The sequence below is a fragment of the Pseudomonas sp. RGM 3321 genome (assembly GCF_022836805.1).
Classification (GTDB): Bacteria; Pseudomonadota; Gammaproteobacteria; order Pseudomonadales; family Pseudomonadaceae; genus Aquipseudomonas.
This window is the reverse complement of the sequence record NZ_JALHBH010000083.1, coordinates 38939-52319: the sequence shown is the minus strand read 5'-3', so window position 1 is coordinate 52319 and position 13381 is coordinate 38939. Positions and strand designations below refer to the sequence as shown.

Sequence of the window (13381 nt, the reverse complement as noted above, 5' to 3'; positions counted from 1 at the left end):
GTCGCACGGCCTCAAGCTTGAACTCGAGGGTGTATTTAACGCGGTCTGTCTTGAGCTTAGTCATGTCGTATCCTTGCGGCTATTGAGGCACCTGGCAAGGGATACGTTTTTCAGGGGCAAGGTCAAGTCACGCCCCGCTGAGCCTTTGTCTGTCGGAAAAATCAATTTGTCACTCAAAAAATAGCGTCTTCCTAGACTGAAATCGGATCGTTGGCGGAATTATTCAGCATAAGGGCAGTCTGTTAGCCAGACGCGAACGAGAAGTCCGGAGCTCCTGGTCACGCGCGTCGTTGGGTAGATTTCATGCGCGATTCTGATGAGTACCGATTTAGGTGTCACGAACTTCTCCTCCAAGTTGACGCAACTACCGCCAAAATGATGATGCTGGTTGTTGCTAAAGAGGTTTGCGGAGCGCAATGGGATGATGCCGCAAAACTCCAGATTAGCGCCTTTGAGGCGTGGAGCAGCCATATTCACGCTCCACATGGCTGATGCCTAGACCTATGAAGAAATATTGCAACTCACTGTATGCTGATCAAAGCGACCTTCAATGACTTCTGCTATGAGCATATGGCTTGTGCATGCTCGGCACCATTGGCTAGGCCTGCATGCAGGTCGACCTTTGCGCCGGCCAGCATTCCGGCGATCTGGGCGTTGAGGTCGAGCTCTGCCTCTCTGACCTTCCTGGCCTTGCCGATCTGCTTATCTGCGAGGTAGCTATCAATCAGCGCTTGGTGCTGGGCTTCTACTGCTACCAGCCCCTGTCCTGCGCTTTGGTGTCCTGGCATTGTCGGGTCTTCACCACGCGGCACAAGCTCTTGCAACTTGCTCTCAACCGCGAAAACCCAGGCTATGGCGAAGTGATCACCGGCAGTGGGGGCGGAATAGCTGCTCCTGAACTTCCCGGCGCGCACCCCAGCGATGTAAGCGTTTCGAGCCTTGGTCAGCTTCGCAAGAAGAGTTTCGTAGGCGTAGAGAGCGATGTGCTGGGCAGGGCTCACGCCCACAAACTTGGGACGCTCGACGCGATTCTTCTTGGTCTCGCACCAATGGGTGTAACGCAGGGCCTTGACGTTGAACACCTTGGCCACGACGGCGCTCAGCTGTTGGTCCCATAACGGGCGACGTGCAGCGCGGGACATCGAGGATTGAGCCTCGCCAACGTCGCTGACCTTCACGTCCGTTTCGCTGAGATGGTATTCACGCATAAGCGCCTGCGCCTGGCGCATCGCTGTGGCCGCCTCGTTCTCGTTCGAGCTTTGCGAAAGCGCCAGGCAATGCTTGATCTTGCGGATAGCACGCTCGAGTTTTTTCGGATCGATCTGTTTTTCGGACATGGTTCATCCTCGCCGGGGTGGCATGAGTCGTTGAAGTGGGGTATCGATTGCGACCGGACGTTTTCGCAGGTTGACTGCGAAGATCCGTTTAGACTTAAGGGAGTGAGGTTTTGAGCCAACGGACTGTGGGGATCGTGCTCGCATGTGTAATTGCGACTGTCGTGGTCATTGGCGCTGCGAACAGCCCCGGCAAACGCGATGCTTCAGTAACCAGTGCATCTGACTCGGACGCTTTCAAACCCGAGCAGATAAGTCAGACGTATCCGGGGCCATGGCTGCATGAATTCAACACAGAAATCACCCGGACTCTCGTTGCCGCAGATATAAAAGCGTGTGGCATATACCGTTACCGCGTAAGCCGTAAAAGCAAAACTGAGTTCTTGGTTTACTGTTCGCGAGACAACAAGCACTGGCAGGCTTACATGGTGTGGCCAAATATTCGTAAGGTCCTTGGCCCATATCCGCCCGATCCGCAGTTACCGTAAAGTGCACTTGTGTGCTTTCAGCGTAGTAGGTGAGGGTGTGCTTTGTGCTTAAGCTGTGATGCGTTCGCCGATCACTGTAGTGGTGAAGGTGACGCTATATTCGAGCTGGAGGCTGAAAGCGCCGCCGCAGGTGTCGCAGTCCATGTTTTTATCTCTGTAGTCTTCAGTCTCGATGTGGATCACCGTTGCGCAGTGAGGGCACTTGCACTCGCTTTGATCGCGGTAGTCCCACTCGTCGTACTCAGCTTCGGCGACCTTTGCCAGCGCTTCGGCCTTCGCAACAGCGTCTTCTGCGTCCTGGCAAGGCTTGCATGTGAAGCCGTCAGGATGGCCCCATGGTGTTTCCGTAAGCTTCGATCGGTGAGTGCTGCACAGTCGGCAAACATTGTGCTTGTCGCACACCGAGTAGCTGTACTTCTCGCCTGTTCCGTTGCACTTGGCGCAGCCAGATACCCAGTACCAAGATCCATCGATACGCTCGGCATAAAGCCCTGGCTCTGGAGGGTCAAGCCTCACCTCCGGAGAACCATTGGCGTGCGGCCTGCCATGTCTGGCTTCGTTCCAGATGTTTGTATTTCCTGAACGAAGGCGCTGTGTCCATTCACCGGGGATTTCCGGGATCAGGATCTTCGTGTTCTTATCCATGGATTATCTCCAGTCAGGCGCCGCCCTCCGTGTCCGGTGGTGGCAAATAGGTTGGGGGTGAGCTATAGATGATCACCGGCATGGAGCCGAAATTTCTGAGGTAGCGTCCTGTGATTCGAAAAGATGTGGAAATCTTCATATCATCGGCGGTTTCGACCAGCCGGGAGATAGAGCTTTATGCGAGGTTGTTCGCGTCGCCTCAGTCAGACGTATTCATTAAGATATATCCTGAGACATTTAAGATCCTTCAATATTCGTTGTTAAAGAATATTGTTCTTAACGTTTGCTCATTTTTTGATCCAGCCGGCGATCGCCGAGGAAACAAAAATCTCAGCGTCGCTTATCTTCAGAAAACGTACGCCGATGCCATTTCTGAAAATGGAAGCGGCGCAGCCCGGCAGGCGATCTTATTATTTGATGAGCTGCAGATAGACGGTTATCGAAACAAGTATTTTGCGCACGCCGACGTAGATACTCTCACGGCAGAAGAGATGCTGCAGCATCAGCTATCCACTGAATCCTTGCTTCGTCTGTGCATATACCTAATTACTCTTGGCCTGGACATTGACGACGAAAGCCTCGGAATAACTGCGGACGAGCTATTTAAGGAATCGCGGATGACCCCAGATGATAACGGTACCGGCCTTTTATCTCTGATGTCGCAAGCGGCATCTCATAATACGTAGGCAGCTAGTCCTCCTGGATACTCCAGAAATTACCAGAATGCTCTAATAAGGAAATGCCCGCGCCACGACTCTTAAAGTAGGGGGCTCGTGGTGCGGGTTCATACATTAGGACACGAAACTTCCCAACGCTAGCTGAGCAGCATCGCCCACCTTCGCTTCAAGCACCGACTTGAACTCTTGCGCGATTTCTTCGCGCTGCACGTCCTCGCCTACCCAACGCAGCTTCAGCACTGGCTGTGCGCCGCTGGTGATGACCGAAATGCGCAGGATGATTTCGCGCTGCTGCAGGCCTTCAAACGGCACTGCCGAGAAGATCAGCGACGTGGGCAAGGTTTCTTTGCTGGTCGCCTCGATGGCATCCATTGCGCTGCGGCTGGCGCGGGTCTCGCTGACGGTGTGATCGCTTTCCGACGACGCCTTGACCGTGATCGTGCGCACGGCGGCGATGGCTTTGGCCAACGGGATGTTCTGCAGCTCATCGCCGACCGCCGATAGGGTACTGTGCCAGTCTTCAATCCAGTCGCTCATATCCTTCTGCGACATCGCCCGGCCACTGATCGCCTGCACGGCCTGATAGGCAGCGGTGGGCTTGAGCTTCAGTACGGCGCGGTCATCAGCGTGGCCTGGAACTTCCTCGTTGCCCAGGTTGAACAGCACCGAACAGGTCATTTCGTCCTGATTGATGAAGCCTTTTGCGTCGGCGACTGCGCGGTCGGACACGTACTTGGCGAAGTCCGCCAGGGAGTTGGTGGAGAACGTGCCACGGAAGCGACTGCGGCCTGCGCCGAATTGCTCAAGGTTCACGACCTTCGCGCCTTCCGGCAGCACGATGGTGGGCATGACTGTGCCCAGGTCTTTGCCATTTGCGATCAGCGCGGTGTCGGTGATCAGCTGGATTGCTTCTTTCGTGAGTGACATATTTCCGGTCTCGCTTGGTGGGAGGGTGATCAGTCGCGGCGTGGGATAGGTGCATCGTCACGCGTGAACAGCTGGTCGTGCTTTTCGGCGAACAGCGTGATGTTGCCGCCGGAGCCAACGTGCATTGGCGTGTCGAGGCTGGTGTTCTCACTACGGGTGCCTCGCTTGGTCGGCACCTTGTAGTCGAGCTTGTGTTTGATCTTCACCTGGCTGGATTCGCCGATCTGGGAGAAGTCCAGGGTGATGACCACCTTCCCGGCTTTGCCGTGGTCGACGACACCGGCGGCAACTTCGGAAAGGGCGTGGCCGATCTGGCTGGCGAAAGCCCCGCCATTCAGTTCGTTGAGGAATTCACTGGTGTCTGTAGGCTTCGACATGAATATTTCTCCGGGGACTTGATTTCAATTGGCGGATGTATTTGAGGGTAGCTGCGGCGTTAATCGGCTCTTGGCTGTAGCAAAGCTCCACTTTTGTTAGACATTGCCCTAGAACAGGTACGCAATGTCCAAACGTAATCTTCAAATTCGCTCTGGTAATACGCTCGATTTTCGTGTTTTCTACCGCGAATAGGGAAAGCTCTTGGGCTAGGAGATGTCGCGTGGCTAGACAGAATGCAACACAGGCAGCGAAGGAAGAGGTTGAAGCTCTGAAGGACAGCGCTCCTAAAAGATGTTTCATTGTCACCCCCATAGGTTCGGACACATCAACGACACGGCGAGCCGCTGACGGCCTGATCAGCGCTGTAATGCGACCGGTTCTAGATAAGCTAGGCTTTCAGACATTTGTAGCTCATGAGATTGCCAGCCCCGGCTCAATAACGCGTCAGGTTATAGAGCACGTTGTATATGACGAGTTGGTGATTGCTAATCTCAGTGAGCTAAACCCGAATGTCATGTATGAGCTAGCGGTGCGGCATTGTGTAGGGCTACCTATAGTGGTTTTAGCTGAGGCAGGTACTAGGCTGCCGTTTGATATATCAGATGAGAGAACAGTATTCTTCCAAAATGACATGTTCGGTGCGGTTGACCTTGCCCCTAAGCTAGAAGCTGCTATAAGCGCGGCCATGCTGAATGGAGAGCCTGATAATCCGGTCTACAGAGTCACAAAAACCAGGGTGTTAAGAGAGTCGGTAGAGCCCGATGATGCTCAGACCTTTCTGATTAAGAAGCTGGATTACATTGAATCATTCATCAGTGATCTCAAGGTTAGGGGATTTGGGTCTCCAATTAATAATTCAAGCGATATAGTCAATGTCACGGAGTCTATTGGGTATCTTATATATGTAAAGGATACTTATGAAAAGCCTTCGGAGATTCAAAATTTCTTGTCACTGATACCCGGAGTAACAAGAGTTACCAGCATACAAGCAGAGAACGTCCCTCACGCTTTTAAAATTGTCGCTAATCGAGTAATTGAGCCGTCTGAAATCGATACTGTGGATTTGATGTTTAACGTCAAAACTCGCTTTTTTAAAGGGCCTGATAAAAAAGGCAGCTATTATCCCGTGATACGCTGAATATTAGATATTCTTCAGGATTGGAGCGTCAGAGCACGCGCCTAACTTTCGGCTTGGTCCTTTCAGCGGGTAATCGATTTTGAAATCACGGATCAGCCGATTGATCATCGTGTTACTCAGTCCCAGCTCAACGACGGCTGCCTTCCGCGATATACCGCGGTCGCGGGCGGCTTTGATCCGGCCCACGTTCAATGCGTCGGCCACCGGATCGTGTTGGTACGGAATGAGGTTCGAAGCCGGGCTGAACGCTTTGTATTCGAAGCCGTGCACGCGGGCCATTTTCCGAAGCCTGTAGATGCTCAGGCTGGTTTCGCGCATGACATCGGTGATCGTCATCGTCTCGGCCAGCTTGCGGACGACTTCCACCTGTTCAGTCCGAGCGTGGCAGCGGTCTTGGATGGCGTCTCGAGGGGCGGCGGCGCGCATAGCCTCCTTTGTGCGGCGTCGTGGTGCGGGCTGGGGAGCACTTGGCGCGATCATGCGGCCGTATGGCTTCGGCTCCGGTCTGACCGGGAAGCCTTTGAGCGTCCCGATCACGCCGCCGCGCTTGAGGAACGCAGCCACCTCAGCCTCAAGGATGGCGGACCGCTCTTTGTTGCGCTGAATCGTGCTCAGCTCTGGACTGATCATCAGCTGGCACCGTACAGGGCGAACAGTGCCAGGCCGGTGGCGATGGCAGCAGTCCAGCGCAGCATGTGAGTGGCGAACGACCACTGATGTACAGGCTGGGCTTCCAGTTGATCAGCGGCTTTACACGCCGCGCTGTGGCCGCGATGCACGCCGCGCACCGTACCGGTCGAACGCTCGACGATGCCGAACTCGTTATTGCCGTTCGGCACGACCTTGAAGCGCGGCAGAGCTGCCGGGTTCTTGCGGCCGACCTTGTCGTAAAACTCGGCAGTGGAAAGGGTGCAGCGTTGGCGCAGGCCTTCGAGGATTGCACGACGCTGGCTGATTGTCTGATGCATGTGAGGCTCCTTGACCGCATTGGCCAGATGACAGGCGCGGGTGACCAAACCCAGCCGTGAGACTGGCCTGGCACCTGCCGATGCGGTCGTTTTGATTTGGGGGAGGGTGATGCAGATGGCCGGTGCTGATCTCCGGCTTGATGGCCTAACTCTATTAGGTTCCAGTAGCCATCAACGGAACTAGGTTTACGCATCAGCCTGCGCATTCATCTGCTTTGTTGCGGTGATGCAGGGGGCCGATTTAACGGTTTGAACTCATCCGCATCGGAGATTGATCGGAACACCAGGGCGCTACCCCTGCTTGATTCCCGCCGCGTTTCAGGTATTGGCCGACAGATTCGGCTCAGGACTTTTCCGGGGCTTTGCGATCCTAGCGCTGCAGCCCGCTTGGGCACGCTCCGATCAATCTCCGATGCAGCCTGGCGCTATGACAGGGATCGGGCAGTTTTCGTCAGGCTGACGCTGGTTGCTCAGTCGCTGCTGGAGCTGGATGAGCTGCTGTAACTGTCACTGCTGCTCTGGCCGCTGCAGTGAGAGCGCGACGGCGTATCGCTGTGGCTGTAGATCGTAGAGTTGATTGGGTTCAGCGGATGCAGAGGTGAGCTGATTGGGTCTTCAGTAGTGCGGCGTTCGGTTGCTGTTGTCGGTCTGGGTGAGCTTCCGCGCCGTATCGGGGCGGGAGACATAGGTGCCGCACTCGGCGCTGTTCTCGCTGTTTTGGTGGGTGACGTTCTTGCCGGTGCGTCGCGGGGCGGTTGCGCTGGTGTTGCGGAGGCCTTGCGGCGGAGGAGCCAGGCGAAGAATTTGAACATGGTGTTGTCCTCGGTTGATTTCCAATGCCGCCTCATAGAAGCGGCATCAGTAAATCGTCAGGCGACCAGCTTCACCGGCGTGAAGCGCGACGGGCTCCAGTCACACGCCTCGTCCTCCGGTATGTGGCCGAACATCATCGTGCAGCGTCGGCAGTGCACGCAGTCGCCGCAGGTCATACCTTCCGGCAGGTTCATCTTGTCCGCGTTGTCGGCTGAGCGCGGGTAGGGAGCTCTCTGTTCAGTGGTCATCTTCTGTTCCTTCGGTTGATTTCCCGTCTGGCCCTGTCGCCAAGGCCAGCCAGCGAAATCGTTGCTCAGCAGATCGCAGCAACTGGCCTCAGCTTGTCCGAGCCCTTACGGCTGAACTTCTGTTCGTACCCGCCCCGGCGTGACTCGGGTGCTCTGCGCTCGCGCCTCATCGATTCGTCGCCCAGCACTGCGTGCAGCACGATGACCGACATGAACATGAGGCAGAGTGGAGAAATGATCTGGCGGCGCATGGCCTCGGCGATCATCGCTGTCTGGCGATTCACACCCAGCTTGAACATAGCGACCGACAGCCGCTTAACGACCGTGCCCGGCGCGATGCCGAACGTTCGGGCGATTTCCTTGGCTGTGCAGCCCTGGGCGGCTGACAACAAATACTGCAACTCTCGCGGCGCAAGACCACGGCCGAGGTGGCCTCTCCATGCCCCACATACGATGGTGGTATCCATTACGTTTTACTCGGTGGTTGTCATCCCAAAGCACCCGGCAAGCCAGGTGCTTCAGTGATGCTTTCCGTTTTTTTCTGTCTTTCCAGCAAACCTTTCGCGCCGGGTAATCGTGCGCGGTAGCAGACTGTGTTTCGTGCTGTTCCCTGAACTCAACGGCCATCTGGCGTCAGGGGTTGTCTTTGGCGATGTTAAAGAGCGGTTCAATCCGCTGGGCCCATTGAAGGGTTGCTGCGTCTCGATGGATTAAAATTAGCACTGCTGATAATTGTATGTCAACAGCAGTGCTAATATATTTGGCGCGCCAGAACCGCCAGTGGCGGGCGGGGCCAGATCGAAAATCTGGGGTGGGTACGAAAAAGCCCGCTTGGAGGCGGGCTTCAGATCGGTTTGGTTGATTGGTTACTGCGCGAGTTTGACCTCAGCCGCCAATGCTTCTTTGGCGGCAATGTACTGAATTTTGGCCCGTATGTCTGGCCTGCTGTAGATACTCATGGTCGAGAGATACGCCGACCATTTGGCGTAAAGGTCTTTTGCCAAATCAGCCTGCTTTAGGCTCACTTTTGCGGCTTTAAGCATCGCAACCGCGGCATCGCCTTCAGATCTCGCATTGTTATTGCAGTCGAGTAGTGATCGGGTGTACTCAGTGATCCCTTGTGGATTTCTATATCTAACGGCATAGCTCCCATTGCTTGCTTCTAGAGCGCACTGAAAAGTCGGGATATCGAGCTGTTGGGCGAAATTGGCAGCCGCTGGTCTTTTTTCGTCGTACTTGAATTCAATCGGCTTGAAGATGTGAGCTTCTCGCGTCACGCTTTGGGACTGATTTTGCTGCGGGGCAGCACAGCCGCCCATGCAAATTGTGACAGGCAGCAATACCAAGATTTTCGATGTGCGCATCTTTCATCCTTCCATAGAGTTGGGCCGAGACCTTACCACGCGAGCCGTCCGCCATCACTGGATGAAGGGCAAAAAAGCCCGCTCAGTGGCGGGCTCGCTTTATGCGTGAGGGTCAGCTCTGCGATCGAAACAGCAGCTCAGCTAAGCACTCGGTAACCATTTCGGAATTTTCCTCCAGCACTCCTAGATACTGCTCGACACGTCCGGATACATCCGTAGAGCCTCGCTGATCAATCCATTGACCAATTTCCTCGACGGCACTGGCGATGGCGTTGGAGTTTTCGTTAAGGCGGTAGAGAAGAGCAATCATCGGGTCAGATGGCATGGCTATTCCTCCTAGTGGGGCGGAAATCGTAGCAGGCACATCTGTCGCATAACTCGCAGTTGGTCGGATCTTGGCCGGCTCTGCTGAACGGTCGGCTGTGTGGCGTCTTGTCATCCTATGAGTGTTCACTTGCTTTGACCTGCGACCAGTCAGCACGTACAGAACATCAATTCCAGCACTGTCTAGCCGTGCCAGATAGTCTGCCTTGGGAATCCTTCGCCCGGCCTCGTAGTTACCTTGGGCGTTCAGTTTGACACCGCCAATTTCTGCGAAAGCGTCCTGCGATAGTCCGAATCGCTTGCGCTCGCTTTTCAGCCGATCTCCGATTGAGGGCATGGGCTTTTCCAGTATGGGGTAGCGATGACAAAGGCAACCAGGGTGGGCGGCTTGGGCAGATGAAGCCTTAACCGAAACGCTCAGTCAACTTGAATAAAGCGTTTGCCGCTGGACGGGATCGTATTTGCATTTATGCTGAAAAGGGTCGACAGATACTTAGGACATGCAGCCAATGACAGTCCGCATGAACACGCTGGTGGGAGAAGAAATACCTGCTGCCTTGCGCAGACCAGGGCTAGACATAATTTTCAAAGTCGAGAGCTCAGATGGCACGGTGCACTATCTGGAGTCAGACATAGAAGCTTTGCAGCTCATGATTGAGATCGATGATGAGGAGAGGCGGATGAAGGGTTGATCTGATCGCATAGCCCGTCCGGTGGCGGGTCAGGTCAGATCGGAAAGGGTGGGTTGCAGGTCACCTGGAGATCAGCAGGTCAACGCAAAATATGCAGGTGGAGCAGGCCGATGCCTGAGCGGGGTTGGGGCTCGTCTTGATGCCTGGCGCTACAACGGAAAAGCCCGGCGCTGGGCCGGGCTGTAACTATTTCGAGGATGATTGCGTTGGCGGGGCGGGGGATTGCTTAAGCTGTCGAAGAAGATCTTGGGTATCCTTAAATATTTGTTCGCTGGCCTGTTGCGACTTTTGCGAATCCTGTCCAGCTGTGAAAATACTAGACGCGCTGCTGATGATCGTGGAGTTTACGCCCCACACACCGAGCACAATGGCTATGCCGACGGTGATCAGGCCTCCCAAGGTTGCGCGATTAGATTTCCTCACATTTGTTAAAGCATGATCTATTTTTGACTCAAAGCTGCCAACGTTTGCAGCTATACCATCGACCTTTGTAGTTATGCTATCGAGCTTTGCATCAATAACTTTGTCGTGCTCAGCCTGGGTTGATAGAAACCCCGAAAACCGCTCATTCCATGCCGCATCGCGAGCTGCCTGCTCTGCCCGGAATGATTCCTGACGCAGGTCCATCTCCCGACGGATCTGCTCGTCGCGAAGGGAAAGCTCATGTCGATAATCGTGTGGTCCGCTCATGCGCTGAGTATCGTCTTCGTCCGTAGCTTTGTCACGCAGCTTAGTATTGTGATCTTGATGAATATCTTCATTTTGATCCAGAGAAAAAACGTAGGATTCATTTTCTCGGTAGCCAGCCGAATTGTAGTTGGCTATCACGTATTCATCGCTGCCGTCGTCATTATCACCGGGGGAAATATACCCCATGCCGAACTTGCTGCTCACTGGGCACCGCCAGATTCTTTTCGTTTCTTCGCTTGGCCGACCATCTTGAGAAGCTCGTGGGCCAATTTCTCTGCCACCTCTAGTGGCATCGTAAGGGCAACCACGTCATTTCGATACCCTGCTACGTGAGGGTTGGCGAGGATAGCTCGCTGATTATCTTCTGGGTCCGGGACTATTTGCTCCTTTGTGACCTCTAGGGAGTTTCGACCAAATGTCACATGCATGCGCTCCGAGCCATTCCAGCTCATAGCTATTGGCGTAAATGTGTCTACATATTCATCCTGAAAATTGGATGATCTGCGGTGTACTAGATCTTCAGCCATAAATAATCCCTATTTGCCACAAATCCCCGCCGCGCCAGATGACCCGGCTACTCAGATCGTTCCCGCACAATCCTTCCTTGCCTAACCTCACCTACATACCCTGCCAATTTGTCCTCGCCGGCATGGAACACCGTGATCATCTTGAAAATGGCCTGGGCGTCAGCCTCATTGCCCACCAGGCTCAACCGCTCGGCGATCCGCATCAGCTCCACGGCTGACCATTTGAAGTCGGCAGCGAGGCCCTGAAGGTCTCGCGCGAGTTCTTGGTTCGGCTTTGTCAATCCCATGACTGGTACTCCTACAAATCCCCGCCGCGCCAGATGACCTTGCCGATGATCTGGTGCTGATTCTGTTCGCTGCGTGTGAACGACCGATCCGCATACGCCTGTTTGTCTACGTTGTCGCTGCGCAGAATCCACAGATCAAGCGGTGCCTTAACCAGGCGCTTTACCATGGTGCCATCCGATACGCTCTGTATCACGAAGACACCATTATCTACCGGCTCAACCTGCGAGCTGTCGATGAGCAGCACATCCTGATCACTGATCGTTGGCCACATACTTTCCCCGTCGGCGTAAATGACGCGAAGATTCCGAGCTTGCAGTCCCTTAGCTCTCAGCCATTCCTTCTTAAACGCCAGGGTGCTGCGAATCTCGACGTGTGGGTTGTCATGGCCTGTGCCAGCTGCCGCCATCGCTGTGTACTGGGGAATGAATGAGTAGCTGCTGTCGAGATCAATCTCAGGCTCAACATCTGTGGGCATTGGTGTGTTGGCCGGTGCGCGCACTGATTGGGCGCCAAAATCAAGGGAGTCGTCGGACGCTCGAGCTATTCCATCCGCCAGGGTGGGACTCACCTCCGCAGGCTCAAAGTCGAGCGCCTTGGACAGCCTTATAAGGGCGTCAAGGTTCAGGGCGACCTTGCCGTTCGCGTACTGACTGAAAGCGCTTTGAGGGGAGTTCCATCCGCATCGCTCCCCAACCTCTGTTTGATTGAGCGGGCGCGCGTGAGGGAGGTGCTTTGACTCTGCTACTCGCTTTTTGTAAACGGCCCGCAGCCGCTCTGCATCGGCGAGTTGCCAGTCGGCCAGCGGAGTTCTTGTCGGTTTGTTCATGTGCGCGATTAAGTAGCAGGGCTGATATTTAATCAAACAGCACTGCTAATCCTTTCCTTGTTTTTTATAAAACAGCAGTGCTAATATTTACGCAAAACCATCAGAGATTCGCCAATGAAGACCGTAACCCTTGGGGAGTATCTGGCAACTCATGGCACTCAGAGTGACCTCGCCAAGGCTCTGGACATTCAGCAGAGCGCCGTATCCCAAATGCACAGATCTGGGCGAAACATCAACATCACATTGATGGATGACGGTTCGCTCTCGGCCTATGAGATCAAACCAATCCCAGCAAGAAATCAGGTGCTTAAACCCATTCATCCGCCGCGTACGTCAGTGGCGTGATGGGAATTATCCGCTCAGGCGGGAAGGGCAGGTAGTACAGCGGATAGGCTGTTGATTCATCCAGTACCGAATTAAGCAACGTTCATGGCCCAGAGCAGGCCAGGAGAAAGGCGATGAGCCACAACGAATATCAAGAAAAGGGCGGGGCAATCGAGAAGCTCGACTGCCTCGCCAAAAAGATCTCAGCTTCCTCGCGGACCGCCGCATGCACTGAGATCCACTGCAATGTTTCCGTATCGCACAAGCATAAGCCCGACGGAAAGCTTTACGCAGCTGGCTTTCTCGTAACAGTGACTAGCTGAGGCTCGAAATGAACATGTCGATCATTTGCGAGTGCAAGCCGCCATTGATATCCCCAGAAACTGGCGGTTCGTCGCGAAGCATTTCCAAGCTTTTCTTGAGCGCGGCCTTATCGAATGAAGGGCTTTTGTTCAGTACATCCAAGAGCATCAGCATGCCATTTGTATTTGCTGTTGCGGCGGTGGCGAGAGTTGTAACGACATATTCAAACTTTTTGTCGATATCGCCAGTTCCTTTTACCGCGTCTATCAAGTCAACGACTTTCATGTCCGGCCTCCTAGGCCTTTTCGAGTGGAATCAGAAAGCTACCACAGATGCGCCGGACACCTAAAACACCTGAGTTTCAGGCAAAAAAAAGCCGGTGGCTAGACCGGCTTCTTCAACAACTTTACGAGACAGATTATGCACA

The 13381-nt window shown here is 54.4% G+C and carries 22 protein-coding genes and 1 pseudogene; 6 read left to right on the top strand and 17 right to left on the bottom strand.

The window, feature by feature from the left end; translation table 11 throughout:
• Window positions 1–184, top strand: a 184-nt coding sequence (locus RGM3321_RS02480) for a hypothetical protein (RefSeq protein ID WP_244391437.1), incomplete at its 5' end; no start/stop codon positions are given.
• A 35-nt stretch (window positions 185–219) separates the two neighbouring features.
• Here RGM3321_RS02480 and RGM3321_RS02475 read toward each other — a convergent pair.
• The 3 genes from RGM3321_RS02475 to RGM3321_RS02465 all read right to left on the bottom strand — a co-directional run bounded on the left by RGM3321_RS02475 (window position 220) and on the right by RGM3321_RS02465 (window position 2467).
• Window positions 220–471: a hypothetical protein gene (locus tag RGM3321_RS02475; RefSeq protein WP_244391436.1), complete on the bottom strand. Its 252-nt coding sequence runs from the start codon at window positions 469–471 to the stop codon at window positions 220–222.
• Between the two features lie 89 nt (window positions 472–560).
• Window positions 561–1337, bottom strand: a complete 777-nt coding sequence (locus RGM3321_RS02470) for a DUF2786 domain-containing protein (protein WP_244391435.1) — start codon at window positions 1335–1337, stop codon at window positions 561–563.
• A gap of 533 nt (window positions 1338–1870) precedes the next feature.
• Window positions 1871–2467, bottom strand: a complete 597-nt coding sequence (locus RGM3321_RS02465) for a hypothetical protein (protein WP_244391434.1) — start codon at window positions 2465–2467, stop codon at window positions 1871–1873.
• 110 nt (window positions 2468–2577) lie between these two features.
• Between RGM3321_RS02465 and RGM3321_RS02460 the strand changes: the two genes are divergently transcribed.
• A complete protein-coding gene (locus tag RGM3321_RS02460; RefSeq protein WP_244391432.1) occupies window positions 2578–3153 on the top strand; it encodes a hypothetical protein in 576 nt (191 codons plus the stop codon).
• A 105-nt stretch (window positions 3154–3258) separates the two neighbouring features.
• On the opposite strand, the gene RGM3321_RS02455 is transcribed toward RGM3321_RS02460, so the two are convergent.
• Together RGM3321_RS02455 and RGM3321_RS02450 are read right to left on the bottom strand one after the other, a co-directional pair.
• Complete coding sequence (locus RGM3321_RS02455) at window positions 3259–4071, bottom strand: DUF2303 family protein (protein WP_244391430.1); 813 nt, start codon at window positions 4069–4071, stop codon at window positions 3259–3261.
• A gap of 29 nt (window positions 4072–4100) precedes the next feature.
• Window positions 4101–4448: a hypothetical protein gene (locus RGM3321_RS02450; RefSeq protein ID WP_002553171.1), complete on the bottom strand. Its 348-nt coding sequence runs from the start codon at window positions 4446–4448 to the stop codon at window positions 4101–4103.
• A 221-nt stretch (window positions 4449–4669) separates the two neighbouring features.
• Between RGM3321_RS02450 and RGM3321_RS02445 the strand changes: the two genes are divergently transcribed.
• A complete protein-coding gene (locus RGM3321_RS02445) occupies window positions 4670–5587 on the top strand; it encodes a hypothetical protein (protein ID WP_244391428.1) in 918 nt (305 codons plus the stop codon).
• A gap of 3 nt (window positions 5588–5590) precedes the next feature.
• Here the strand turns inward: RGM3321_RS02445 and RGM3321_RS02440 are convergent, their stop codons facing one another.
• From RGM3321_RS02440 to RGM3321_RS02410, 7 genes and pseudogenes are all read right to left on the bottom strand, one after another.
• Window positions 5591–6217, bottom strand: a complete 627-nt coding sequence (locus RGM3321_RS02440) for a hypothetical protein (protein ID WP_244391427.1) — start codon at window positions 6215–6217, stop codon at window positions 5591–5593.
• Window positions 6217–6555 (bottom strand): hypothetical protein, encoded by a 339-nt coding sequence (locus RGM3321_RS02435; protein ID WP_244391425.1) that lies wholly within the window; start codon window positions 6553–6555, stop codon window positions 6217–6219. The genes RGM3321_RS02440 and RGM3321_RS02435 overlap by 1 nt, the downstream gene beginning before the upstream one ends.
• A gap of 615 nt (window positions 6556–7170) precedes the next feature.
• Window positions 7171–7392: a hypothetical protein gene (locus RGM3321_RS02430; protein ID WP_244391423.1), complete on the bottom strand. Its 222-nt coding sequence runs from the start codon at window positions 7390–7392 to the stop codon at window positions 7171–7173.
• Between the two features lie 32 nt (window positions 7393–7424).
• Window positions 7425–7616: a hypothetical protein gene (locus RGM3321_RS02425; protein WP_244391422.1), complete on the bottom strand. Its 192-nt coding sequence runs from the start codon at window positions 7614–7616 to the stop codon at window positions 7425–7427.
• Between the two features lie 65 nt (window positions 7617–7681).
• A complete protein-coding gene (locus RGM3321_RS02420; protein WP_244391420.1) occupies window positions 7682–8083 on the bottom strand; it encodes a helix-turn-helix transcriptional regulator in 402 nt (133 codons plus the stop codon).
• Window positions 8084–8482: 399 nt separating this feature from the next.
• Complete coding sequence (locus RGM3321_RS02415; RefSeq protein WP_244391418.1) at window positions 8483–8980, bottom strand: hypothetical protein; 498 nt, start codon at window positions 8978–8980, stop codon at window positions 8483–8485.
• Window positions 8981–9449: 469 nt separating this feature from the next.
• Window positions 9450–9641, bottom strand: a pseudogene (locus tag RGM3321_RS02410) (helix-turn-helix transcriptional regulator); the annotation flags it as partial.
• Window positions 9642–9825: 184 nt separating this feature from the next.
• On the opposite strand from RGM3321_RS02410, the gene RGM3321_RS02405 reads away from it, so the two are divergent.
• Window positions 9826–9996, top strand: a complete 171-nt coding sequence (locus RGM3321_RS02405; RefSeq protein WP_244391417.1) for a hypothetical protein — start codon at window positions 9826–9828, stop codon at window positions 9994–9996.
• Between the two features lie 186 nt (window positions 9997–10182).
• On the opposite strand, the gene RGM3321_RS02400 is transcribed toward RGM3321_RS02405, so the two are convergent.
• The 4 genes from RGM3321_RS02400 to RGM3321_RS02385 are packed head-to-tail and all read right to left on the bottom strand — an operon-like array spanning window position 10183 to window position 12363.
• Complete coding sequence (locus RGM3321_RS02400) at window positions 10183–10890, bottom strand: hypothetical protein (protein WP_244391415.1); 708 nt, start codon at window positions 10888–10890, stop codon at window positions 10183–10185.
• Window positions 10887–11213: a hypothetical protein gene (locus RGM3321_RS02395; protein ID WP_244391413.1), complete on the bottom strand. Its 327-nt coding sequence runs from the start codon at window positions 11211–11213 to the stop codon at window positions 10887–10889. The genes RGM3321_RS02400 and RGM3321_RS02395 overlap by 4 nt, the downstream gene beginning before the upstream one ends.
• A 47-nt stretch (window positions 11214–11260) precedes the next feature.
• Window positions 11261–11500, bottom strand: coding sequence for a hypothetical protein (locus tag RGM3321_RS02390; protein WP_244391412.1), 240 nt, complete (start codon window positions 11498–11500; stop codon window positions 11261–11263).
• Between the two features lie 11 nt (window positions 11501–11511).
• Window positions 11512–12363 (bottom strand): LexA family transcriptional regulator, encoded by an 852-nt coding sequence (locus RGM3321_RS02385; protein WP_244391410.1) that lies wholly within the window; start codon window positions 12361–12363, stop codon window positions 11512–11514.
• A 78-nt stretch (window positions 12364–12441) separates the two neighbouring features.
• On the opposite strand from RGM3321_RS02385, the gene RGM3321_RS02380 reads away from it, so the two are divergent.
• Together RGM3321_RS02380 and RGM3321_RS02375 are read left to right on the top strand one after the other, a co-directional pair.
• The gene (locus RGM3321_RS02380; RefSeq protein ID WP_244391408.1) at window positions 12442–12672 is read left to right on the top strand and encodes a Cro/CI family transcriptional regulator; all 231 of its coding nucleotides are present in this window, start codon (window positions 12442–12444) and stop codon (window positions 12670–12672) included.
• A gap of 113 nt (window positions 12673–12785) precedes the next feature.
• On the top strand, window positions 12786–12974 hold the full coding sequence (locus RGM3321_RS02375) for a hypothetical protein (RefSeq protein WP_244391406.1): 189 nt from the start codon (window positions 12786–12788) through the stop codon (window positions 12972–12974).
• Here RGM3321_RS02375 and RGM3321_RS02370 read toward each other — a convergent pair.
• Complete coding sequence (locus RGM3321_RS02370) at window positions 12967–13239, bottom strand: hypothetical protein (RefSeq protein WP_244391404.1); 273 nt, start codon at window positions 13237–13239, stop codon at window positions 12967–12969. The genes RGM3321_RS02375 and RGM3321_RS02370 overlap by 8 nt on opposite strands.
• Window positions 13240–13381: the final 142 nt, after the last annotated feature.